Below are 23,664 nucleotides of genomic sequence, written 5' to 3'. Positions count from 1 at the left end.
GCTTATGGGGGCCGGGGGCGGTCGGCCCTGTGGGGGCTGCGCCCTCACCGGACCGGCCGTCCGTCTGCGGGCGGGTGCCGTGTCCTGGCGGTTGTCCGTCCCCGGCCCGGGAGCCCCCCCGCGCGGCGCCGGGCCCGCAGCCCCCGGACCGCCCGTTCGCCGTCGCCCGTGCCGCGTTGCCCGTGCCGCGTCGCCCGTGCGGGCGCCGGGGCGGCCGCACGCGGGCATACGCTGGGGCCATGACCGGCAGTGACGGCCCCGAGGGGCGGGGGGCCCTGGCGCGGCGGGTGCCGGATCTGGCGGCCATGGAGCTGCTGGTGGCCGTCGCGCGGCTGGGGAGTCTGGGGCGGGCGGCGCGGGAACTGGGGATCAGCCAGCCCGCGGCGAGTGCGCGGATGCGGGCGCTGGAGCGGCAGGTGGGGGTGGGGCTCGTACGGCGCTCGGCGGGCGGTTCGCGGCTCACCGAGCAAGGGGCCGTGGTCACCGAATGGGCGCGGCGGGTGCTGGAGGCCGCCGAGGACTTCGACGCGGGGGCGCGGGCGCTGCGCGGGCGGCGTGACTCGCGGCTGCGGGTCGCCGCCAGCCTGACCGTCGCCGAGTACCTGCTGCCCGGGTGGCTGACCGCGCTGCACGTACGGCACCCGGGCACGGCCGTGTCGCTCGCGGCGGGCAACTCGGTGGCCGTCGCCCGGCAGGTGGCCGCGGGGGAGGCGGACCTCGGGTTCGTCGAGGGACTGGACGTGCCCGCCGGGCTGGACGCGGCCGTCGTGGGCCACGACCGGCTGCTGGTCGTCGTCGCGCCGGGCCACCGCTGGGCCGCCCGCCGCCGTCCGCTGCCCGCGGCCGAACTCGCCGCGACCCCGCTGCTGCTGCGCGAGGAGGGCTCGGGCACCCGGCAGGTGCTGGACGCGGCGCTCGACGGGCACGGCGGACCGGCCGCCGCGCTGCTCGAACTCGCCTCGACCACCGCCGTGAAGTCCGCGGCGGTCGGCGGGGCGGGCCCCGCCGTGCTGAGCGAGCTGGCCGTCGCCGACGAGCTGGCCGCGCACCGGCTGGCCGCCGTACCGGTCGCCGGGCTCGACCTGCGCCGGGCGCTGCGCGCGGTGTGGCCCGCGGGCCACCGCCCCGCCGGTCCCGCGCGCGACCTGCTCGCCCTCACCCGGCGGCCCGCCCCGCGCCGGTAGCGCCCCCGCGCGTCTTGCGGGGACGCGCTCTGGCGCGCGGCACGGGCGGCGCGGTATGCAGGGTGGCGACCACTTACGGGATTCTCATGCTCGGGCCATAAGGTGACCGCCGTGACGACCTCGACCCCGCCCGGCTGGTATCCAGAACCCGGGCACACAGGCAACAGCCCGGCGATGGAACGCTGGTGGGACGGCTCGGCGTGGACCGAGTACACCAGGACCGCCCCGGTCCCGCCCACCGCGCCGCCGGCCTATCCGGGCTCCCCGCAGGCAGGCTACGGCTACGGCACGCCCCCGCCGGACACCGGCAGGCGCACCGGGACGGTGGTGATCGCCCTGGTCGCCGCGCTCGTCCTGATAGGCGCCGTCGTCGCCGGCATCCTGGTGCTCGGCAAGGACGACAACGGCAAGGGCGACGCGAAGGGCTCGCCCAAGCCCAGCCGGTCCACCGGCAAGCTGCCGCACCCGCTGCCGTCCGACCGCGGCGGCGACGGCGGCGGCAGCACCGGCGGGAGCGACGGGGGCAGCGGCACCGGCGACCCGACGAAGGTGGTCGACGGCGCCGACGCGATCAGCCTGCCCGTGCTCGACGGCTGGCAGGGCCAGTCCGGTGACGCGGGTGCGCAGGCGACCGTCGGGGAGTACGACTGCCCCGGCACCCAGGGCGGCACCTGCTCGCTCGGCGGCGTCTCCGCGCAGCCCGCAGCCCTCGCCGGGATCACCGCGACGACGCCGAAGGCCGCGGCCGAGCAGGACATCGCCGCGAACGCCGCGGCCGCCTACGGCAAGGACACCTACGGAGCGACGACCTCGCACCAGCAGCTCAAGGCCGGCGCGGTGACCGTCGCCGGGCAGCAGGGCTACCTGGTGCGGTGGAAGGTCGTCACGCAGTCCGGCACCCAGGGGTACGTCGAGTCGGTGGTCTTCGCGTCGCCGACCACGAAGCAGCTGGTCGTGGTCCGCTTCGGCTTCGACGTCACGCCCAAGGCGCCGACGCTCGCCGACATGGACAAGATCGTCCAGGGCATCAGGACCGACACCAGCCACGGCAGCGGCACGTCCGGCGGCACGGGCGTCTGACGCCCGCGGCCGTACGCCCACGGGCCCGCCCCCGCGCCGGGGGCGGGCCCGCGGGCTTCACAGGAACGTCTTGCCCTCACCGCGGTACGTCGGCACCACCGCCGTCACCGCGTCGCCCTCCAGCAGGTGCAGCTGCGCGAACCGCTCGCACAGCTCGCCCGCCTTCGCGTGCCGGAACCACACCTTGTCGCCGATCAGCAGGTCGTCCGCGGGCGAGCCCAGCAGCGGGGTCTGCACCTCGCCCGCGCCCTCCTGCGGGTCGTAGCGCAGGCCCGCCGGCAGGTACGGCTCCGGCAGCCGGTCGCGGCCCGGCGCGCCGGACGCCGGGTAGCCGCCGCCCAGCACCGTCACCACGCCCACGCCCGGGCGGCGCACCACCGGCTGTGCGAACAGGGCCGCCGGACGCCCCCGGAAGGACGTGTAGTTGTCGAAGAGCCGCGGCACGTACAGGCCCGAGCCCGCCGCGATCTCCGTCACCGCGGGCTCCGCCGCGGTGTGCTGCACGCTGCCCGTGCCGCCGCCGTTGACGAACTCCAGGCCCGGCTCCACCGCCCGTACCGCACGCACCGCCTCCGCACGCCGCGCCGCCAGCTCCTTGCGCGCCGCGGCCTGCATCAGCCGTATCGCCAGCGACCGCGCCGGGCGTCCGCGCAGCGTGTCGCCCACCCCCGCTATGTGCCCCTCGTACGCCATCAGGCCCACCAGCCGGAAGCCCGGCCGTTCCACGACCGCGCGCGCCAGCTCCGCGAGCGGCTCCGGATCGTGCAGGGACGAGCGCAGGGCGCCGATCCGCAGCCGCCCGCCCAGCTTGCGCAGGCTGGTGTCCAGCTCCAGGCACACCCGGACGGTCTCGCCGCCGGTACCGCGGGCGGCGTCGATCAGGTCGAGCTGCGCGACGTCGTCGACCATCACCGTCACCGCGGCGGCGAGTTTGGGGTCCGCGGCCAGTTCCGCGTACCCCGCGCGGTCCGCCGACGGATACGCCAGCAGCACGTCGGTGAAACCCGCGCGCGCCAGCCACAGCGACTCGGCGAGCGTGAACGACATCAGGCCGCTGAAGCCGTCGTGCGCGAGCACGCGCTCCAGGAGGGCGCGGCAGCGCACCGACTTGGTGGCCACGCGGATCGGCTTGCCGCCCGCGCGGCGCGCGAGGTCGGCCGCGTTGGCGTCGAAGGCCGCGAGGTCGACGAGGGCGAGCGGGGCGTCGAGGTGCGCGGTGGCCCGGTCGTAGCGGGCGCGGTCCGCGGCGGCGTGCTCTGACATGGCCGCAGCTTGCCAGAGCGGCCCTACCCAGCGGTAGGCCCCGCGTCCGCGGCGGCGGGAGCCGCGGGCCCCCGCGACCCCGTAAAGTGACGCGCGCAAGCCGAGCACGCAGAGGTCACGAGGGGGCGCCGGGTGAGCACCGGAGTGGACAGCGGAGAACCCCCGGTATCTCCCTTCCCCACCCTCCACCCCCGCTCCCCGCAGCCGGCCACCCACCGTCACGACCCCGCCCCGGAGGGTACGCCCGCGCGCCCCGCGGGGGCACCCGGTGGGCCCGCTGCGCCGGACGCGCCCGCGGCGCGCCCCGCCCCGGCGGAGGGTGCGCGGCCGGAGGCCGGTGAGGGCGCCGTCCCGCCGCAGGCCGGTGCGGTGGGACGTTCGCCGTCGCCGTCGCCGTCGCCGTCGCCTGCGCCCGCGCCGGAGCCGCCGCCCGCGGAGCCGCGCCCCTCCGCCCCGGGCGGGCGGCCCGTTCCGCCGCCGCCCGACTCCGCGACCCGGCTGCCGGGTGCGCCGGACACGGTGACGGACGCCGCGGCGCCCGGTCCCCGGCGGGGCCGCCCCGTCCCGCCGCCGCCGAACCCGGAGACCCGCCTCCCCGACCCACCGCACCCACCGCACCCGCCCCGCCCGGCCGCCCCGCCGCCCGCGCGCCCGGGGGCCGTCCCCGTGACGCCGCCCAGGCCGCCGGCCGCCCCGCGCCCGCACGCGTCCGCCCCCGAGGGGCCGGCCGGTGTGCCGCCGCGTCCGGCGCCGCCGCAGGGGCCGGGCGACGCCGCGGCTCCGCCTGCCCGTCCGGCCTCCGCGGGGGAGCCGGGGACGCGGGTCCCGCCCGCCCCCGCCGTACCGCCGCAGGCTCCGCCGGTGCCTGTGGGCCGCCCGGAGGACGCGCGGGGGGCCACGCCGGCGGCCCCCGGCGTACCGCCGCAGGCCGCGCGCCCGCTGCCGCCGGAGGGGGCAGCGGCTCCCGGCTCCGCGGGGGAGCCGGGGGTGCGGGTCCCGCCCGCTCCGGCCGTACCGCCGCAGGCTCCGCCGGTGCCGCCGAGCGCCCCGCAGCGGCCGGTGTACGTACCGCCGCAGTTCCCGCACGGCGGGGACGGGCGGGTGGCCGTGCCGCCCGGGGGGACGTGGGGCGGGGACGTCGCGCCCGTGCCGGCGTACGCGCCGCCGCCCGCGGGGGTCCGTCCCGTCGCGGCCACGCGGCGGCACCTCGCCATCGCCGTGTGCCTCGTGCTCGGACTCGGGCTGATCGGCGGGGCCGTCGCCGGGGCGGTGCTGGACCGGGGGCCGCAGGCGGCGCCGGCCGCGGCGCCGGGCAGCGCCGCGGAGTTCGCGCAGGCGCGGCTGGTGTGGCGGGACGCCCCCGTGGACACGCTCTTCCCCCCGGTCGTGCACGGCAAGGGCGCGGGCCCCGGCGGCGCGGACCGGACCTGGACGCGTATCGGCGTCGCCGCGCCCGGCGGCTGCGCCGGCGCCTTCGACCCGCTGCTGGACCGCGTGCTCGCACCCACCGGCTGCGCGAAGCTGCTGCGCGCCACCTACGCCGACAGCACGTCCACGACCGTGACGACGGTCGGCGTCCTGGTCACGGCGGGCGACGCGGCCGGCATGAGCGCGCTCGGCAGGCGCTGGACGGCCGAACACCTCGGCGGCCGCACCGACCTGATACCGCGTCCGGTGGCCTTCCCGGGAACGGCCGCCGCGCGCTTCGGCACCGCCCAGCGCGGCAGCTGGGACGTACGGGTGTCGACGGCGCTGCCCTTCGTCGTCTACGCGGTCAGCGGCTTCGCCGACGGCCGGGCCGTCCCGCAGCCGCAGCCCGCGTCGGCGGCCACGGCGGCGGGTGCGACGACCGCGGCCGCGCAGGTCGGCCTCGGCTTCGACGCGACGGGGCTGGCCAAGGCCATCGACGGCGGGCTGAAGGCCGCCGTCGACCGCGAGCTGCACCCGGACGCCCGCACCACGCCGGCCACTCCCGCGGGAACGGAGCACAGCCGATGAGCCGCCGCACCCCCCGCCGTCCGCGGCTCGCCGCGGCTGCCGCCGCCGTCACGGCGGCCGCGGCCCTCGTCGCGCTCGGCACCACGCCCGCGGCGGCGGACGGCATCCGCGACCGCCAGTGGGCGCTGGACGCCCTGCACGCGCAGCAGGCGTGGCGCACGACGAAGGGCGCGGGTGTGACCGTGGCCGTGCTCGACACCGGCGTCGACGCGACCCACCCCGACCTCACCGGCCAGGTGCTCACGGGCAAGGACCTCATCGGTTTCGGCGCCGCCCGCGGCGACAAGTCGTGGGCCAACCACGGCACGGGCATGGCCGCGATCATCGCCGGGCACGGCCACGGCCCCGGCAACGGCTCGGGCGTGCTCGGCATCGCCCCGCAGGCGAAGATCCTGCCCGTGCGGGTGATCCTGGAGGAGAAGGACCCGCAGCGCGACAAGGCGCGCTCGACGCGCGGCAGCGCGCTGCCGGAGGGCATCCGCTGGGCCGTCGACCACGGCGCCGACGTCATCAACCTCTCGCTCGGCGACGACAGCGCCACCGCCTCGCCGGTCGCCGCCGAGGCGGACGCGATCCAGTACGCGCTGGGCAAGGGCGTCGTCGTGGTCTCCTCGGCGGGCAACAGCGGCGACAAGGCGGACCGCTCGTCCTACCCCGCGGCCTACCCCGGCGTCATAGCGGTGACCGCGGTCAACGACCTGGGCCGCCACCCGCAGTTCTCCACGCACCGCTGGTACTCGGCGGTCTCCGCCCCCGGCGACGACATCGTCATGGCCGACCCCGACCGCAAGTACTACGACGGCCTGGGCACGAGCGCGGCGTCCGCGTACGTCTCCGGCTCCGTCGCCCTGCTCAGGTCGGCCTACCCCCGGCTGAGCCCGCTCCAGATCAGGCAGGTGCTGGAGGGCACCACCCGGCACAGGCCCGAGGGCGGGCGCAGCGACGAACTCGGCGCCGGGGAGATCGATCCGGCGGCCGCGCTCGCGGCCGCCGCGAAGCTGAAGCCCGCCCCGCCCGCCCCCACCGCGGCGGCCTACCCCCAGCGCTACTTCGGCCCCGGCCCCGGCCGGCGGCCCGCGCCGGCCGCCGCGTCGAGCGTGCTCGGCAACGGCGTCGCCGCCGCCTTCGCGGCGGCGGGCGCGGTGCTCGTGGCCGTCGCGGGCGTCCTCTGGTACCGCCCCCGCCGCGCGGCAGCGCGGAACACGGCGGGGCGGTCGGCGGGGACCTGGGCGGGGTAGCGGGAGAGGGTCCGCGCCGGGGCAGGCCCGCGCGGCCCGCCGCGGCCCGTGGGCGTCCCGCCGCGGCGCCAGGTGCCGCGTCCGGGGTGCGGATCGTGACGGATAGGCTGCGTGGGTGGAGCTCAAGAACATCCCGGATCCCGGCTTTCCCGACGACGACGGCTCCGCCGCGCCCGCGCTGGCCGCGGCGCTCGCCGCCTGGGACGGCGAGCGCGAGCCCGACCGGGAGGACGCCGTGGTCGAGGCGCTGCAGGGCGCGCGGCTGCTGGTGCCGGTCGTCGCGGTGCTGGGCGAGGTGGAGACCGGGCCCGACGGGCTGCGCCGGGAGAAGACCAGCGACATGGCGGTGCCCACCATCGAGGCCCGCAACGGGCGCCGTGCGGTGCCCGCCTTCACCTCCACCGCCGCGCTCGCCGCGTGGCGCCCGGACGCCCGGCCCGTCGCCGTACGGCTGGGGCAGGCGCTCCAGGCCCTCGTCCATGAGGGCGCGGACACGCTGCTGATCGACATCGCGGGCCCGGTCCCGTTCTCGCTGCACGGCTCCGCGCTGCGGGCGGCGGCCCGCGGGCCGGGCGGGACGGACCCGCTGGCGGACGCGGAGGTGCGCGGCGCCCTGCGGGCCGCGCTGGCCGCCGAGCCCGGTGTCGTCCGGGCACACCTCACGCGGGGCGCGGACAGCGACGGCACCCTCGGCCTGGTGCTGGCCCCGGGCGCGGACGCCGCCGTGACCGGCCAGGCGCTCGCGGGGGCGCTCGCCGCCGATCCGGTGCTGCGCGCGGCGCTGCGGCGAGGCCTGGACCTCGCCTTCCTGCCGCCGGACGCCACCCTCCCGGGTGAGCCGCTCTTCACCCGCTGACGCCCGCCCGCCCGTACGGCCGGCCGATGTCCTGCTTCCTCCGAGATGTGGCTTTCACCCGTAAAGCCGAGAATACGAGGGCGGACATCGATCACCGTCGTCGTGGAGGCGCGGATGGACATCCGAACGATCACCGAGAACCGCACGGCCGGGGACCAGCGGGCGTTCGCCTGCGAATTCCTCGGCACGCTGCTGCTGGTCTTCTTCGCGGTGGGCGCGGCGGTGCTCTCCGGCGAGTACATCGGCACCCTGGGCATCGCCCTGGCCTTCGGGCTGGTCCTGCTGGCCATCGCCTACGCCGTCGGGCCGATCTCCGGCAGTCACGTCAACCCGGCGGTCACGCTGGGCATGCTGGTCGCCGGGCGCATCTCGCTGCGCACCGCCGTCGAGTACTGGGTCGCGCAGTTCCTGGGCGCGATCGTGGGGGCGGCGCTCCTGCTGCTCGTCGCCAAGCAGGTACCGGGGCTCCAGACGCACGGCGCCTTCGGCACCAACGGCTACGGCTACCGGTCGGCGGTCGGCATCAACATCTTCGGCGCCTTCGTGGCCGAGATGATCCTGACCTTCCTGCTGGTCTTCGTGGTGCTCGCGGTCACCCACCGGATCGCGGTGGTCGGCTTCGACGGGCTACCCATCGGCATGGCGCTCGCCGTGATCCACCTCGTCGGCATCCCGCTGACGGGCACGGGCGTCAACCCCGCCCGCAGCCTGGGACCCGCGCTCTTCGCGGGCAGCCCGGCGCTCAGCCAGGTGTGGCTGTTCATCGTCGCGCCCCCGATCGGCGCCGTGCTCGCCGCGCTGGTGCACGAGGTCACGCACCCGGCGTTCGCCGCGGTGAGGGCCGCGCGGGCGGCGGCCGCCGAGGAGGAGACGGCGGCGCGCGCCGAGGGCGAGGCCGGATGACGCGGCCGCAGGACCTCAGCCGTAGACGGGGCCGGTGAACTTCTCGCCGGGCCCCTGTCCGGGCTCGTCCGGCACCACCGACGCCTCGCGGAAGGCCAGCTGGAGCGACTTCAGCCCGTCGCGCAGCGGCGCCGCGTGGAAGCTGCTGATCTCGCCCGCGCTCGCGGTGACCAGACCGGCCAGCGCCTGGATGAGCTTGCGTGCCTCGTCCAGGTCCTTGTGCTGCGCACCCTCCTCGGCCAGGCCCAGGTTCACCGCCGCGGCGCTCATCAGGTGCACGGCGACGGTGGTGATCACCTCGACGGCGGGCACGTCCGCGATGTCGCGCGCGAGCTGGTCGGACGGGTCGGGGGCGGTGGCAGGTGCGTCGCTCATGCCGACACGATATGCCCCGTCCGGCCGGTTACGGCCTTCGGCCCGGCGCTGGTATGCTGAGGGGACGACCGGTCGGGCGCACGCGTGCCCGACCACCAAGTGGAGGCTCCGATCTCCCACCTGGTCGGCCGCGAGGCCGACGGGTCCCGGTCAGACGGTGCGGTCCGGCCGTACGCGAGTACGTCGCGTACATCCGGTGAGCACCGTCCGAATGCGCCCCGCGGAATAAACGCGGCGGTGCTCCCGGTTGTGAGGAGCCCCGCCTGTGTCCCGTACGGGGCGTTTTCCACGCCTGGGGTGCGGGTCGGTCCATACGAAGACAGACTCAAGCGCGGCTGTCGGCCAGTCAGCCGCGTGGTGCAACCGAGGAGGCCCCATCAGCGCCGAGCCCCGCATCAACGACCGGATTCGCGTTCCCGAGGTGCGACTTGTCGGTCCCAGTGGCGAGCAGGTCGGCATCGTGCCGCTTGCCAAGGCCCTGGAGCTTGCGCAGGAGTACGACCTCGACCTGGTCGAGGTGGCGGCGAACGCCCGTCCGCCCGTGTGCAAGCTCATGGACTACGGGAAGTTCAAGTACGAGTCGGCCATGAAGGCCCGTGAGGCGCGCAAGAACCAGGCGCACACGGTCATCAAGGAGATGAAGCTCCGGCCGAAGATCGACCCGCACGACTACGACACCAAGAAGGGTCATGTCGTCCGGTTCCTCAAGCAGGGCGACAAGGTCAAGATCACGATCATGTTCCGCGGGCGCGAGCAGTCCCGTCCGGAGCTGGGCTACCGGCTGCTCCAGCGGCTCGCCGAGGACGTCCAGGACCTCGGGTTCGTCGAGTCGAACCCGAAGCAGGACGGCCGCAACATGATCATGGTCCTGGGTCCGCACAAGAAGAAGACCGAGGCCATGGCCGAGGCCCGCGAGGCGCAGGCCGCCCGCAAGGCCGTCCGCCAGGGCGACGCCCCGGCCGAGGCGGAGACGCCCGCCGAGGCGGAGACGCCCGCCGAGGAGACCCAGGCCCAGGACGCCGGCTGAGCGGCCTGGACGAAGAACATCCGGAGCAGCGGCTCCGGGTCGGTTAATGCAGAACTGACGCTCTCCGTGCGCCCACCGGCGCACGGGAGGCCAGCGACGAGGAGACTACGGCGCCATGCCGAAGAACAAGACGCACAGCGGTGCGAGCAAGCGCTTCAAGATCAGCGGCTCCGGCAAGGTGCTGCGCGAGCGCGCCGGCAAGCGCCACCTGCTCGAGCACAAGCCGTCCAGCAAGACCCGCGCCCTGACGGGCACCGTCGAGGTCGCCGCCCCGGACGCCAAGAAGATCAAGAAGCTTCTCGGCAAGTGACGGCCGTGCCCCCTCCGGGGCGCAGCCGTCCCGGGTCGGGAGTCCATTCGCTTTCGGACCGCGTGGGGCATACCGCGGTCCCCTAGAAGGAGTTATCAAGTGGCACGCGTCAAGCGGGCAGTCAACGCCCAGAAGAAGCGCCGGGCGGTCCTCGAGCAGGCCAGCGGCTACCGCGGTCAGCGTTCGCGCCTGTACCGCAAGGCCAAGGAGCAGGTCACCCACTCCCTGGTCTACAACTACAACGACCGCAAGAAGCGCAAGGGCGACTTCCGCCAGCTGTGGATCCAGCGCATCAACGCCGCTGCCCGCGCGAACGGCATCACCTACAACCGCTTCATCCAGGGCCTGAAGGCCGCCAACGTCGAGGTCGACCGCAAGATCCTCGCCGAGCTGGCCGTCAACGACGCCAACGCCTTCGCGGCGCTGGTCGAGGTCGCCCAGAAGGCGCTGCCCGCGGACGTGAACGCCCCCAAGGCGGCGTGACCCCCGCGCTGAGCGACATCGCGGCAGTACCCCGGGCCCGCGGGCGGCAACGCCCCCGCGGGCCCGTCGCGTGACCGGCCCGCGCCCGCACCCCGCACGCCCTCCCGTACCACCTCTGGAGCAGCCACCCCGATGGGCACCACCCCCGAGCTGACCTCGCTGCGCTCCGCCCGGGTCACCGCCGCGCACCGGCTGGCCCGGCGCAGCTTCCGCGGCAAGGAGCGGCGGTTCCTGGCCGAGGGCCCGCAGGCCGTACGCGAGGCGGTCGCCCACCCCGGGGGGCCCGCCGGACGCACCCTCGTCGAGCTGTACGCCACACCCGAGGCCGCGGAGCGGCACGCCGACCTGGTCGCCGCGGCCCGCGCGGCCGGCGCGCCCGTGCTCACCGCGACCCCCGAGGTGATGGCGGAGATCTCCGACACCGTCACCCCGCAGGGGGTCGTCGGCGTGTGCCGCTTCCTGGACACGCCCTTCGCCGCGGTGCTGGACGCCCGCCCGCGGCTGGTCGCGGTGCTGGCCCACGTCCGCGACCCCGGCAACGCCGGCACCGTGCTGCGCTGCGCCGACGCGGCCGGCGCCGACGCCGTCGTCCTCACCGACGCCTCCGTCGACCTGTACAACCCCAAGGCGGTACGCGCCTCCGCCGGAAGCCTCTTCCACCTGCCGGTCGCCGTCGGGGTGCCGGTCGCGGACGCCGTGGCCGGGCTGCGCGCCGCGGGCGTACGCGTGCTGGCGGCGGACGGCGCGGGGGAGCGGGACCTGGACGCGGAGCTGGACGAGGGCACGATGCGCGGGCCCAGCGCCTGGATCTTCGGCAACGAGGCGTGGGGCCTGCCGGAGGAGACCCGGGCGCTCGCGGACGAGGTGGTGCGCGTCCCCATCCACGGCCGCGCCGAGAGCCTCAACCTCGCCACCGCCGCCGCGGTGTGCCTCTACGCCTCCGCAAGGGAGCAGCGTGCGCCCGGAGGGTGCCGCAGCGTTACGTCCACCTAGTAGGGTGGCTCGCCCGGGGGACCCTGAAAGGGGGGTGGCGCGGATGGGTGTCACGGCGCGAGGCAACGGAACGCACACGCGTGAGGACGCTGCGCTCGGCGCGGTCACGGTCCTGCCCGCCCAGGAACCTCCCGCCGCCGGCCCCGGGCCCGACCCGTGCCGCTCCACCGCCGACGGCTACGCCCCGCACCCCGACGACCTGCCGGACGGCCTGCTCGTCGCCGACCACGCCGGCCGGGTGGTGTGCTTCAACGCCGCCGCCGCCCGTATCACCGGGCTGCGCCCGCAGGACGTGCTCGGCCGCCCGGTGGAGCAGGCACTGCCGCTGGAGGATCTCGAGGGCCGCCGCTGGTGGCAGCTCACCGACCCGTACGGCGGCCTCGCGATCAGGACCGGGCAGCCCGAGCGCAACCTGCTGCTGCCCGGCGGCCGGGAGGTGCTGGTCGCCGCGCGGTACGTGCGCGAGCGGCCCACCGGACCCGTGCTGCGCCTCGTGGTCACGCTGCGCGGCACCGAGGCCCGGCGGCGCACCGAACGCAGCCACGCCGAGCTGATCGCGACCGTCGCGCACGAGCTGCGCTCCCCGCTGACGTCCGTCAAGGGCTTCACGGCGACGCTGCTGGCCAAGTGGGAGCGCTTCACCGACGACCAGAAGAAGCTCATGCTGGAGACCGTCGACGCCGACGCCAACCGCGTCACCCGGCTGATCGCCGAGCTGCTCGACATCTCCCGGATCGACTCCGGGCGGCTGGAGGTACGCCGCCAGCCGGTCGACCTCGCCGCCGCCGTCCGCCGGCACGTCGACGCGCACATCGCCGCAGGCCAGCCGCAGGATCGCTTCACCGTACGGGTCGCCGGGCCGCTGCCCGAGCTGTGGGCCGATCCCGACAAGGTCGACCAGGTGCTCGGCAACCTGCTGGAAAACGCGGTGCGCCACGGCGAGGGAGAGGTCACCATCGACGTGGCGCCCGCACATCCGGGCGAACTCACCGAGCGGCGGTGCGACGCGACCGCGGTCACGGTGAGCGACGAGGGTCCCGGCATTCCGGAGGAGTCCATGAGTCGCGTGTTCACCCGCTTCTGGCGGGGCAGCAAGCGCGGCGGCACGGGCCTCGGGCTGTACATCGTCAAGGGCATCGTGGAGGCCCACGGCGGCACCATCACGGTCGGGCGGGCCGCGGGCGGCGGCGCCGAGTTCCGATTTACGCTGCCCGTCGGGGCTCCCGCGTACATGGCCTGAGCGGCCCCGGGACACCGCGACGGGCGCAACCAGAGCTGCGGGCCCGCACGGACGCAGCCGGCTCCGGCGGCCGAAAACAGCCGGTCCCCGCGGCGCAAGTAGACTCGTCCCCTGGCATGTGTCCGGTCGGGCGGAGCCTCCACCGCGACGCCACCGCGGGCGCAGTGGCGCGCACGCCGCCCACCACCATCGTCCACTTCGGAACGGGAAGAGATGTCGGCACCGAACAAGTCGTACGACCCTGTCGAGGTCGAGGCGCTCAAGCCGGAAGCGATCGAGCGGATGCGCGACGACGCGCTCGCCGCCATCGCGGCGGCCGGCGACCTCGAAGCCCTCACCCACGCCAAGACCGCGCATGCCGGCGGCGGCTCACCGCTCGCGCTCGCCAACCGGGAGATCGGAGCCCTTCCGCCGCAGGCCAAGGCCGAGGCGGGCAAGCGGGTGGGCCAGGCCCGCGGCGCGGTCAACAAGGCGCTCGCCACCCGGCAGGCCGAGCTGGAGGCCGAGCGCGACGCCCGGGTGCTCGTCGAGGAGGCCGTCGACGTCACCCTGCCGTACGACCGCCGCCCGGCCGGCGCCCGGCACCCGCTCACGACGCTCTCCGAGCGCATCGAGGACATCTTCACGGCCATGGGCTACGAGGTCGCCGAAGGCCCCGAGGTCGAGTCCGAGTGGTTCAACTTCGACGCGCTGAACTTCCCGCCCGACCACCCCGCCCGCGAGACCCAGGACACCTTCTTCGTCGCCGGACCCGACGGCGGAGGCTCTGGGGGAGAGTCCGGCGTGGTCCTGCGCACCCACACCTCACCGGTGCAGATCCGCGCCCTGCTGGAGCGCGAGCTGCCGGTGTACGTGATCGCACCCGGCCGCGTCTACCGCTCCGACGAGCTGGACGCGACCCACACCCCGGTCTTCTCGCAGGTCGAGCTGCTCGCGGTGGACGAGGGCCTGACCATGGCCGACCTCAAGGGCACCCTCGACCACATGGTCGTCTCGCTGTTCGGCGAGGGCATGATCACCCGGCTGCGGCCCAACCACTTCCCCTTCACCGAGCCGTCCGCCGAGATGGACATGCTCTGCTACGTCTGCCGCGGCGAGTCCGTGGGCAACCCCGACCGCCCCTGCCGCACCTGCTCCTCCGAGGGCTGGATCGAGCTGGGCGGCTGCGGGGTCGTCAACCCCAGGGTGCTGGTGGCGTGCGGCGTGGATCCGGAGAGGTACAGCGGCTTCGCCTTCGGCTTCGGCATCGAGCGGATGCTGATGTTCCGCCACAACGTCGAGGACATGCGAGACATCGTCGAGGGTGACGTGCGCTTCACCCTCCCGTTCGGGATGGAGATCTGATGCGGGTCCCGCTTTCTTGGCTGCGGGAGTACGTCGACCTGCCCGCCGGTGCCACCGGCCGCGACGTCCAGGCCAAGCTCATTTCCGCCGGCCTCGAGGTCGAGACCGTCGAGCAGCTCGGCGCGGGCATCAAGGGCCCGCTGGTCGTCGGCCAGGTGCTGACGATCGAGGAGCTGGAGGGCTTCAAGAAGCCGATCCGCTTCTGCACCGTCGACGTCGGCGACGCCAACGGCACCGGCGAGCCGCAGGAGATCGTGTGCGGCGCCCGCAACTTCGCCGTCGGCGACCGCGTGGTCGTCATCCTGCCCGGCGGCGTGCTGCCCGGCGACTTCCAGATCGCCGCCCGCAAGACCTACGGCAAGGTCTCGCACGGCATGATCTGCTCCGCCCGCGAGCTGGGCATGGGCGACGACCACGACGGCATCATCGTGCTGCCGCCCGGCGCGCCCGCGCCCGGCACCGACGCGATCGAGCTGCTGGAGCTCGTCGACGAGGTGCTGGACATCGCCGTCACCCCCGACCGCGGCTACTGCCTGTCCCTGCGCGGCGTCGCCCGCGAGGCCGCCATCGCCTACGGGGTGCCGCTGCGCGACCCGGCGCTCATCGACGTGCCCGCGCACAACGGCGAGGGCTACCCCGTCACGATCGCCGACCCGGAGGGCTGCGACCGCTTCACCGCCCGCACCGTCAGCGGCATCGACCCCGAGGCCCTCTCGCCCATCTGGCTCCAGCGCCGGCTGCAGAAGGTCGGCATGCGCCCGATCTCCCTCACCGTCGACATCCCCAACTACGTGATGTTCGAGCTGGGCCAGCCGCTGCACGTCTACGACCGCGCGCGCGTGCGCGGCCCGATCGGCGTCCGGCGTGCCGCCCCCGGCGAGCAGATCACCACGCTCGACGGCGCCGAGCGCACCCTCGACGCCGAGGACCTGGTCATCACCGACGACTCCGGGCCCATCGGCCTGGCCGGCGTCATGGGCGGCGCCGACAGCGGGATCGCCGACAGCGGCTCGGTCGACGTCCTCGTCGAGGCCGCGCACTTCGCGCCCGTCCCGATCGCCCGCACCTCGCGCCGGCACAAGCTCGGCTCCGAGGCGTCCCGCCGCTACGAACGCGGCGTCGACCCGCTCACCACGTCCGCCGCCGCCCAGCGCACCGTCGACCTGCTGGTGCTGCTCGCGGGCGGCACCGCGGACCCCGGCGTCACCGAGATCGCCGTGCCCGTGAGCCCGCGCACCGTCACCATGCGCGCCGACCACCCCGACAGGGTCGCCGGCACCGACTACGGCCGCGAGACCGTGGTACGGCGGCTCCAGGAGATCGGCTGCGACGTCACCGGCTCCGACGAGCTGACGGTCACCGTGCCGTCCTGGCGGCCCGACCTGAACTACCCCAACGACCTCGCCGAGGAGGTCATCCGCCTCGAAGGCTACGAGAACCTCCCGTCCACCCTGCCGCAGCCGCCCGCCGGCCGCGGTCTGACCCCCGGCCAGCTGCTGCGCCGCCGCGTCGGCCGCGCCCTCGCCGGCGCCGGCTACGTCGAGGCGCTCAGCTACCCCTTCATCAGCAGCGACGTCCTCGACCAGCTCGGCCTCGACGCGGACGACGACCGGCGCCGCACGGTCCGGCTCGCCAACCCGCTCGACGACACCGAGCCGCAGCTGCGCACCACGCTGCTGCCCGGGCTGCTCGCCACCCTGCGCCGCAACCACGGGCGCGGCACGCACGACATCGCCCTCTTCGAGACCGGGCTGGTCTTCCTGCCCGGCGAGCGGCAGGTCCTCCCGCCGCGGCTGCCCGCCGACCGGCGGCCCACCGACGAGGAGATCGCCGCGCTCGTCGCCGCGCTGCCCGACCAGCCGCGCCGCGTCGGCGCCGTGCTCGCCGGGGCCCGCGAGCAGGCCGGCTGGTGGGGCGGGGCCCAGCCCGCCACCTGGGCCGACGCGATCGAGGCCGCCCGCACCGTCGCCCGCGAGGCGGGCGTCCAGCTCACCGTACGGGCGGGGCAGTACGCGCCCTTCCACCCCGGACGGTGCGCGGTGCTGCTCGCCGGCGGCCGGACCGTCGGCCACGCGGGCGAACTGCACCCGCGGGTGACCAAGGCCTTCGGGGTGCCCGAGCGGACGTGCGCGATGGAGATCGACCTCGACCTCGTCGTCGCGGCGGGCGGCGAGGCGGCCACCGGGCCGCACGTGTCGACCTTCCCCGTGGCCACGCAGGACGTCGCGCTCGTCGTCGACGCGGACGTCCCGGCGGCGGAGGTGGAGGCGGCACTGCGCGCCGGGGCGGGCGACCTGCTCGAATCGGTGCGGCTGTTCGACATCTTCACCGGGTCGCAGATCGGGGAGGGACGCAAGTCCCTCGCCTACGCGCTGCGCTTCCGCGCGCCCGACCGCACGCTCACGGCGGAGGAGGCCTCCGCCGCGCGCGACGCCGCCGTCGCCTCGGCGGCGAGCCGCACCCGCGCGACCCTGCGCGGGGCCTAGGGCGTGTCCGCAAAGTCCCGTCGTCCGCCCGGAGGGCGGGGCAGACGGTGTCTGGTGCGTGCGATCGCAAGGCGGAGGGTCGTCCTCGTAGTGGGCCTGCTCGGACGAGCCCGACAACGTGGCGAGCGTGCGTGCCAGGCGCCGTGTGCCAGGCGGGACTTTGCGGACACGCCCTAGGGCGCGTCTCTCTGAGCGTGGCGCGCCGGCCCGGCGCGTCCGTCCGACGAGGGATCACGGATGCGACGCGGGACCGGATCGCGCCGCTGACAGCGGCCGATCCGGTCCGCGGGCGGCGGTGGGCCGGCCACCGCCGAACGCGTGCGGCCCTCGCTCCCCGGGGCGGGGCCGCCCGTCGATCGGCGAAGCGGTGATGCCCGGTCCGGCCGCACCCGGCGCCACACCCCTTCGGTACCGGCACGACGCCGGCGGGGCGCGGCGCTGTCCGGCCCTCCTGGGGCCCTCGGCGCCCAGGCGCCGACCACGCCGTGCGTCATCGGCTTCGGCCACCCGCACGCCGAACCGGCCCCCGACGCCGACCTCGTCATCGGCCTGCGCGGAGACCGGGGCCCGCGCACCGACCCGGCGCGCCTTCGGGACCGGCCGCCGGTCGCGGCAAGGGGTGAGACCACCGGCACCGGCGGCGGTCCGCGGGCCTGGTCCGCGGCCCGGGAGCGCGGTTGCCGGCCGGCTCACTCCGTTTCGGTCAGGCACTCGGCGAGCAGGCCGACGACGTCGTGCCAGGCTCGCTGCGCGTGCCGTGGGTGGTAGCCGACGCCGGGGACCGCGGGGTGGTCGACCGGCGGGTGGTGGAAGGCGTGCAAGGCGCCGCCGTAGACCGTGAGGCGCCAGTCGACGCCCGCGGCCTGCATCTCGGCTGTGAACGCGTCCCGCTGCGCGGGCGGCATGATCGGGTCCTCCGACCCGACCCCGGCCCACACCGGGCAGCGAATGCGCGCCGCTTCGCCCGGCCGGCCCGTGGTGAGCGCGTTGACCGTCCCGATGGCGCGCAGGTCGACGCCGTCACGCCCGAGTTCCAGCGCGACGGCGCCCCCGGTGCCGTAGCCGACGGCGGCGATCCGGTCGGGATCCGTCCGCGGCTCGGCGCGCAGCACGTCGAGCGCGGCACGGCCGATGCCCCGCATCCGGTCGGGGTCGGCGAGCAGCGGCAGGCAACGGGCCAGCATCTCCTCGGGGTCACCCAGATAGCGCCCGCCGTGGAGGTCGAAGGCCAGCGCCACGTAGCCCAGCTCGGCGAGAGCATCGGCCCGGCGGCGCTCGACGTCGCTGAGCCCCATGCCCTCCGGCCCGAGCAGCACCGCGGGCCGGCGATCGGCTCCGGCCGGGAGCGCGAGGTGCCCGACCATCGTCAGACCGTCCGCCGGGTACTCGACCGTGCGCGTTGTTGTCGTCATGCGACGGGACAGTAGTGGTCGCCGGGTCCGGTCGGGCCGCCGTTCCGCCGCGGGCTGAACAGCACGGATGCTCCTCCGCAACGGGGCGGCGGCCGCAGTCCGCCACGGCCCCCTGTCCCGCGGCGGCGGTTCCGGAGCACCTGCCCTGGCCGCGGTGCGCGAGGTGGGCCCGCCGGTCCGCCGTCGCCGTCCCAGGAGCGACGTGCCGGCGGAGGCCCCGGCTCCCCTTCGCGTGACGAGATCGTCTCCGGCGGTCTTAGCCCGGTCCGGCATGACGCCTGCGCGCAGCTCGCGGGCACGGCGGGCCGCGCCCGCTGGTTGCGCGTCAGGCGGCACCTACCCGCGCACCCGGCCGCGGTGACGGGGCGGTCCCGCGACGGCTGACCGGTGCGGCCCGTTGGGCGCGGGGGCGCGGGGAACCGCGCGCGCAACCCCTTCCGGGCGGTGGTGGGCTTGTCGGGTCGCGTGGCACCCGCCCGGAGGGCACGGGCACCCGCGTGCCCGGCCACGGGCGGCGGCCGCGGTCCGCCACGGCCGGGTCGGCAGCCCCCGGCGGCCCGCCGTGCGGGCTCCGCGACCGCCGCGCGGGGCGGCCCCCGAGGGGCCCGGGGGGTGGCTCCCGAGGGGTTCTCCCCGGGGGATGCGAGCGCTATCATCGGACCTCTCGTGGGAGCGCTCCCACGCATCGCGCTGCCCCGAGTCGTCCAGCCCCCCACACTCAAGGACGTCCCATGCTTCGCAGACCCCTCGCCGCGCTCGTCGCGGCCTTCTCCCTGATCGGCGGTGCCGTGTCCGTCGCGGCGGCGACGGTCGCCGCCACCGGCTCACCGGCCGCGGCAGCGGCGCCCGCCGCGGTGTCCGACACGTACACCTGGAAGAACGCCCAGATCGAGGGCGGCGGCTTTGTGCCGGGCATCGTCTTCAACCAGTCGGAGAAGAACCTCGCCTACGCCCGTACCGACATCGGCGGCGCGTACCGGTGGAACGAGTCGACCAAGTCCTGGATCCCCCTGCTGGACTCGGTCGGCTGGACGGACTGGAACCGCAACGGTGTGGTCAGCCTCGCCACCGACGCGCTCGCGCCGGACAAGGTGTACGCGGCGGTCGGGATGTACACCAACTCCTGGGACCCCAACAACGGCGCGATCCTGCGCTCGTCGGACCGCGGGGCGACGTGGCAGTCGACGGCGCTGCCGTTCAAGCTCGGCGGCAACATGCCCGGCCGCGGCATGGGCGAGCGGCTGGCCATCGACCCCAACAAGGACAGCGTCCTGTACTTCGCCGCCCCCAGCGGCAACGGCCTGTGGCGCAGCACGGACTCCGGCGTGACGTGGGCGAAGGTCGCGTCCTTCCCCAACGCGGGCACCTACGTGGCCGACCCGTCGGACAGCACCGGCTACCAGAGCGACAACCAGGGCGACGTGTGGGTGACCTTCGACCCGCGCACCGGCACCAAGGGCAGCACCACGCAGACCATCTACGTGGGCGTGGCCGACAAGGCCAACACCGTCTACCGCTCCACCGACGGCGGCGCCACCTGGTCCCGGCTCGCCGGGCAGCCCACCGGCTACATCGCGCACAAGGGCGTCCTGGACAGCGTCAACGGCTACCTCTACCTCGCCACCAGCGACACCGGCGGCCCGTACGACGGCTCCAAGGGCCAGGTGTGGCGGTACGCGACGGCCACCGGCACCTGGACGAACGTCAGTCCGATGTCGGACACGGACACGTACTTCGGCTACAGCGGCCTCAGCGTGGACCGGCAGCACCCGGGCACCCTGATGGTCACCGGCTACAGCTCCTGGTGGGCGGACACCCAGATATTCCGCTCCACCGACAACGGCGCCACCTGGACCCGGGCCTGGGACACCCCCAGCTACCCGACCCGCGCCGACCGCTACACGATGGACATCTCGTCCTCGCCGTGGCTGAGCTGGGGCGGCAACCCCGCGCCGCCGGAGGAGGCGCCCAAGCTCGGGTGGATGACGGAGTCGCTGGAGATCGACCCGTTCAACTCCAACCGCATGTGGTACGGCACGGGCGCGACGATCTACGGCACCGACAACCTCACCAACTGGGACACCGGCACCAAGTTCACCGTCAAGCCCAACGCCAAGGGCCTGGAGGAGACCTCGGTCCAGGACCTCATCAGCCCGCCCACCGGCGCCCCGCTGATCAGCGCGCTCGGTGACCTGGGCGGTTTCCGGCACACCAGCCTCGACACCGTCCCGGCGATGATGTTCACGCAGCCGAACTGGACCACGACGACGAGCCTGGACTACGCCGGCACCAACGCCAACATCATCGCCCGCGTCGGCAACGCCGACACCGGCGCGCACGTCGCCTTCTCCACCGACAACGGCGCCAACTGGTTCGCCGGCACCGACCCCTCCGGTGCCACCGGCGGCACGATCGCGGCGGCGGCGGACGGCAGCGGCTTCGTGTGGAGCTCCGGCGTCGGCGTGCAGCACACCACCGGCTTCGGCAACTCCTGGCAGGCCGTCACCGGACTGCCGACGGGAGCCGCGATCGGCTCCGACCGGGTGAACCCGAAGAAGTTCTACGGGGTGTCCGGCGGCAAGTTCTACGTCAGCACGGACGGCGGCGCGACCTTCTCCGCGACCGCCGCCACCGGACTGCCGACCGAGAGCGCCCACCTCAAGGCGCTGCCCGGCACCGAGGGCGACGTCTGGGTCGTCGGGGGCAGCGGCAGCACCTACGGCCTGTGGCACTCGACGAACTCCGGGGCGTCCTTCACCAAGCTGTCGAACGTGCAGGAGGCCGACACGATCGGCTTCGGCAAGGCCGCGCCCGGCGCCTCCTACCAGGCGCTCTACACCAGCGCGAAGATCGGCGGGGTGCGCGGCATCTTCCGCTCCACCGACGCCGGCGCGAACTGGGTGCGGATCAACGACGACAAGCACCAGTGGGGCGTGACCAACACCGCGATCACCGGCGACCCGCGCGTCTACGGGCGCGTCTACATCGCGACCAACGGGCGCGGGATCATCTACGGCGACACGTCGGACACCTCGGGCGTCACGACCCCGCCCACGACGACCACCCCGCCCACCACGCCGCCGACGACACCTCCGACGACTCCGCCCACCACACCTCCGACCACTCCGCCGACCAGCGCACCCGCCGGCTCGTGCACGGTGGCCTACGCGGTCACCAACCAGTGGCCCGGCGGCTTCCAGGCGTCGGTCACGGTGACCAACACCGGCAGCACGGCCGTCGCCCCGTGGAAGCTCGGCTGGTCGTTCACGGCCGGCGAGACGATCTCGTCGCTGTGGGGCGGCGACTACACCCAGAGCGGCGCGGCCGTGACGGTGACCGCCCCCAGCTGGGGCACGTCGATCCCGGCCGGCGGCAACGCCGTGGTCGGCTTCACGGGCGTGGCACCCGGCGCCCCCGCGGTACCGGGCTCCTTCACGCTCAACGGCAAGGCCTGCACCAAGGCCTGAACGAGCCCGCCGGGCCCGCGCGACTGCCGGCGCGCGGGCCCGGCGGCCGGGGGCCGCGGGTGGGACCGGGGCAGCACGCCGGTCCCACCCGCGGCTCCGGGCACCGGCCCGGGTAACGTCTGTGCGGTAGGCGACGGAGCTGCACGGAGGGCTGGGCGAGTGGGAGACATCGAGCGCGTCGGAGTGGTCGGCGCGGGCCAGATGGGGTCCGGCATCGCCGAGGTGTGCGCGAAGGCCGGGCTGGACGTCCGGATCGCGGAGACCACGGGCGAGGCCCTGGAGCTGGGCCGGGCCCGGCTCACCGGCTCCCTCGGCAAGGCGGCCGAACGCGGCAAGATCACCGCGGAGCAGCGGGACGAGGCGCTCGGGCGGCTCAGCTTCACCACCGACCTCGGCGAGTTCGCCGACCGCGACCTGGTGATCGAGGCCGTGGTGGAGGACGAGCGGGTCAAGACCGACATCTTCACGGTGCTCGACCAGGTGGTGCAGCGCGAGGACGCGATCCTGGCGTCCAACACCTCGTCGATCCCGCTGGTCCGCCTCGCGGTGGCGACGTCCCGCCCGGACCGCGTGCTCGGCATCCACTTCTTCAACCCCGCGCCCGTCCAGGCCCTCGTCGAGCTGATCCCGGCCCTCACCACCGGCAGCGACACCCTCAAGCGGGCGGAGGACCTCGTCACCACCGTCCTCGGCAAGCACGCCATCCGCGCCCAGGACCGCTCCGGCTTCGTGGTGAACGCGCTGCTGGTGCCGTACCTGCTGTCGGCCATCCGGATGTACGAGTCGGGCATCGCGACCCGCGAGGACATCGACAACGGCATGGAGATGGGCTGCGCCCACCCGATGGGCCCGCTGCGGCTGTCCGACCTCATCGGCCTCGACACCGTCGCCGCGATCGCCGACTCGATGTACTCCGAGTACAAGGAGCCGCTGTACGCCGCCCCGCCGCTGCTCCAGCGGATGGTCGACGCGGGGCGGCTGGGACGGAAGTCCGGCGCGGGCTTCTACCCGTACGGCTGACCGCCGCGGGCCGCGTCAGCCCGGGGACGTGCCGTCCGTGCGGGACTCGTAGGCGCTGACGACCGCCTCGGTCGGGCCGTCCATGAGCAGCTCGCCCTTCTCGATCCACAGGGTGCGGGTGCAGATGTCACGGATGGCCGCGTTGCTGTGGCTGACCAGGAAGACCGTGCCGGCCTCCTTGCGCAGTTCGCGGATGCGCCGCTCGGAGCGCAGCTGGAACTGCCGGTCACCGGTGGCGAGCGCCTCGTCGATCATCAGGACGTCGTGCTGCTTGGCCGCGGCGATGGAGAAGCGCAGCCTGGCGGACATGCCGGAGGAGTAGGTGCGCATCGGCAGCGAGATGAAGTCGTCCTTGTCGTTGATGCCGGAGAAGTCGACGATCTCCCGGTAGCGGGCGCGGACCTCCTCCGGGCTCATGCCCATCGCCAGGCCGCCGAGGATGACGTTCTTCTCGCCGGTCAGATCGCTCATGAGGGCCGCGTTGACGCCGAGCAGCGACGGCTGGCCGTCGGTGTAGACCTTGCCGCGCTCCGCCGGGAGGAGCCCGGCGATGGCCTTGAGCAGCGTGGACTTGCCCGAGCCGTTGGAGCCGATGATGCCGATCGCCTCACCGCGGTAGGCGGTGAAGCTCACCCCCCGGACGGCGTGCACCGTCTGCACGGCGGGTGAGCCGCGGCGCAGCACGATACGGCGCAGCGCGGCCGTGGCGCTGCCGCGGCCGGCGTCGGCGCCGTAGACGCGATAGACGACGTGCAGGCCGTCGACGATCACGGTCGGCGGACCGGGCGGCGGGCCCTTCTCCGTCCGGGCCTGCGGACGGGACGGCGGTTCCGGCCCGGACGCGGCCCCGCCGGCGGGCTGCTCGGTCACGCCCGTACTCCTTCGGACGACGGCACCCCCTCGCCCAGCGTGCCCCGGCCGCACCGGCACGGCAGCACGGGGCCGCCGGGCGGGTGAAGGCCCCCGGACTGTCCGAGGGGAGTGC

At 75.3% G+C, this 23,664-nt stretch carries 19 protein-coding genes; 15 read left to right on the top strand and 4 right to left on the bottom strand.

The annotated features are described in order from the left end of the window. Positions 1–239: 239 nt before the first annotated feature. Both ACH4SE_RS08580 and ACH4SE_RS08575 read left to right on the top strand, forming a co-directional pair. On the top strand, positions 240–1,184 hold the full coding sequence (locus ACH4SE_RS08580) for a LysR family transcriptional regulator (RefSeq protein ID WP_398542554.1): 945 nt from the start codon (positions 240–242) through the stop codon (positions 1,182–1,184). 111 nt (positions 1,185–1,295) lie between these two features. Further along, complete coding sequence (locus tag ACH4SE_RS08575) at positions 1,296–2,264, top strand: DUF2510 domain-containing protein (RefSeq protein ID WP_398542553.1); 969 nt, start codon at positions 1,296–1,298, stop codon at positions 2,262–2,264. Positions 2,265–2,321: 57 nt separating this feature from the next. On the opposite strand, the gene ACH4SE_RS08570 is transcribed toward ACH4SE_RS08575, so the two are convergent. Further along, positions 2,322–3,527, bottom strand: coding sequence for an amino acid deaminase/aldolase (locus ACH4SE_RS08570; protein ID WP_398542552.1), 1,206 nt, complete (start codon positions 3,525–3,527; stop codon positions 2,322–2,324). A gap of 1,032 nt (positions 3,528–4,559) precedes the next feature. Here ACH4SE_RS08570 and ACH4SE_RS08565 point away from each other — a divergent pair. The 4 genes from ACH4SE_RS08565 to ACH4SE_RS08550 all read left to right on the top strand — a co-directional run bounded on the left by ACH4SE_RS08565 (position 4,560) and on the right by ACH4SE_RS08550 (position 8,522). Beyond that, on the top strand, positions 4,560–5,525 hold the full coding sequence (locus ACH4SE_RS08565) for a hypothetical protein (RefSeq protein ID WP_398542551.1): 966 nt from the start codon (positions 4,560–4,562) through the stop codon (positions 5,523–5,525). Beyond that, the gene (mycP, locus tag ACH4SE_RS08560) at positions 5,522–6,763 is read left to right on the top strand and encodes a type VII secretion-associated serine protease mycosin (RefSeq protein WP_398542550.1); all 1,242 of its coding nucleotides are present in this window, start codon (positions 5,522–5,524) and stop codon (positions 6,761–6,763) included. The genes ACH4SE_RS08565 and mycP overlap by 4 nt, the downstream gene beginning before the upstream one ends. 115 nt (positions 6,764–6,878) lie before the next feature. Further along, the gene (locus tag ACH4SE_RS08555) at positions 6,879–7,619 is read left to right on the top strand and encodes an SseB family protein (protein WP_398542549.1); all 741 of its coding nucleotides are present in this window, start codon (positions 6,879–6,881) and stop codon (positions 7,617–7,619) included. A gap of 114 nt (positions 7,620–7,733) precedes the next feature. Next, complete coding sequence (locus ACH4SE_RS08550; protein WP_398542548.1) at positions 7,734–8,522, top strand: MIP family channel protein; 789 nt, start codon at positions 7,734–7,736, stop codon at positions 8,520–8,522. A gap of 15 nt (positions 8,523–8,537) precedes the next feature. On the opposite strand, the gene ACH4SE_RS08545 is transcribed toward ACH4SE_RS08550, so the two are convergent. After that, the gene (locus ACH4SE_RS08545; RefSeq protein ID WP_398542547.1) at positions 8,538–8,897 is read right to left on the bottom strand and encodes a DUF1844 domain-containing protein; all 360 of its coding nucleotides are present in this window, start codon (positions 8,895–8,897) and stop codon (positions 8,538–8,540) included. A 376-nt stretch (positions 8,898–9,273) separates the two neighbouring features. Here ACH4SE_RS08545 and infC point away from each other — a divergent pair, with 376 nt between their 5' ends. The 7 genes from infC to pheT all read left to right on the top strand — a co-directional run bounded on the left by infC (position 9,274) and on the right by pheT (position 16,780). Next, the gene (gene infC, locus ACH4SE_RS08540; RefSeq protein WP_398542685.1) at positions 9,274–9,924 is read left to right on the top strand and encodes a translation initiation factor IF-3; all 651 of its coding nucleotides are present in this window, start codon (positions 9,274–9,276) and stop codon (positions 9,922–9,924) included. A gap of 115 nt (positions 9,925–10,039) precedes the next feature. Further along, positions 10,040–10,234, top strand: coding sequence for a 50S ribosomal protein L35 (rpmI, locus tag ACH4SE_RS08535; RefSeq protein WP_031515208.1), 195 nt, complete (start codon positions 10,040–10,042; stop codon positions 10,232–10,234). A 99-nt stretch (positions 10,235–10,333) separates the two neighbouring features. Then, complete coding sequence (rplT, locus tag ACH4SE_RS08530) at positions 10,334–10,717, top strand: 50S ribosomal protein L20 (RefSeq protein WP_031515209.1); 384 nt, start codon at positions 10,334–10,336, stop codon at positions 10,715–10,717. Positions 10,718–10,849: 132 nt separating this feature from the next. Next, positions 10,850–11,710 carry a TrmH family RNA methyltransferase gene (locus ACH4SE_RS08525; protein ID WP_398542546.1) on the top strand — a complete coding sequence of 287 codons (861 nt, stop codon included), beginning with the start codon at positions 10,850–10,852 and terminating at the stop codon, positions 11,708–11,710. A 43-nt stretch (positions 11,711–11,753) separates the two neighbouring features. After that, on the top strand, positions 11,754–12,950 hold the full coding sequence (locus ACH4SE_RS08520) for an ATP-binding protein (RefSeq protein ID WP_398542545.1): 1,197 nt from the start codon (positions 11,754–11,756) through the stop codon (positions 12,948–12,950). Between the two features lie 213 nt (positions 12,951–13,163). Next, entirely contained in the window at positions 13,164–14,294 is a 1,131-nt protein-coding gene (gene pheS / locus ACH4SE_RS08515; RefSeq protein WP_398542544.1) for a phenylalanine--tRNA ligase subunit alpha, read from the top strand. After that, positions 14,294–16,780, top strand: coding sequence for a phenylalanine--tRNA ligase subunit beta (pheT, locus tag ACH4SE_RS08510; protein WP_398542543.1), 2,487 nt, complete (start codon positions 14,294–14,296; stop codon positions 16,778–16,780). The genes pheS and pheT overlap by 1 nt, the downstream gene beginning before the upstream one ends. Before the next feature lie 689 nt (positions 16,781–17,469). On the opposite strand, the gene ACH4SE_RS08505 is transcribed toward pheT, so the two are convergent. Continuing rightward, entirely contained in the window at positions 17,470–18,192 is a 723-nt protein-coding gene (locus ACH4SE_RS08505; RefSeq protein ID WP_398542542.1) for a dienelactone hydrolase family protein, read from the bottom strand. A 731-nt stretch (positions 18,193–18,923) separates the two neighbouring features. Between ACH4SE_RS08505 and ACH4SE_RS08500 the strand changes: the two genes are divergently transcribed. Then, on the top strand, positions 18,924–21,659 hold the full coding sequence (locus ACH4SE_RS08500; RefSeq protein ID WP_398542541.1) for a cellulose binding domain-containing protein: 2,736 nt from the start codon (positions 18,924–18,926) through the stop codon (positions 21,657–21,659). Positions 21,660–21,818: 159 nt separating this feature from the next. Then, complete coding sequence (locus ACH4SE_RS08495) at positions 21,819–22,679, top strand: 3-hydroxybutyryl-CoA dehydrogenase (protein ID WP_398542540.1); 861 nt, start codon at positions 21,819–21,821, stop codon at positions 22,677–22,679. Positions 22,680–22,694: 15 nt separating this feature from the next. Here ACH4SE_RS08495 and ACH4SE_RS08490 read toward each other — a convergent pair whose 3' ends face one another. Next, a complete protein-coding gene (locus tag ACH4SE_RS08490; protein WP_398542684.1) occupies positions 22,695–23,450 on the bottom strand; it encodes an ABC transporter ATP-binding protein in 756 nt (251 codons plus the stop codon). Positions 23,451–23,664 lie beyond the last annotated feature (214 nt).

This window comes from Streptomyces sp. NPDC020983, assembly GCF_044333485.1.
Lineage (GTDB): Bacteria > Actinomycetota > Actinomycetes > Streptomycetales > Streptomycetaceae > Actinacidiphila.
This window is presented reverse-complemented; position numbering and strand designations above follow the sequence as displayed.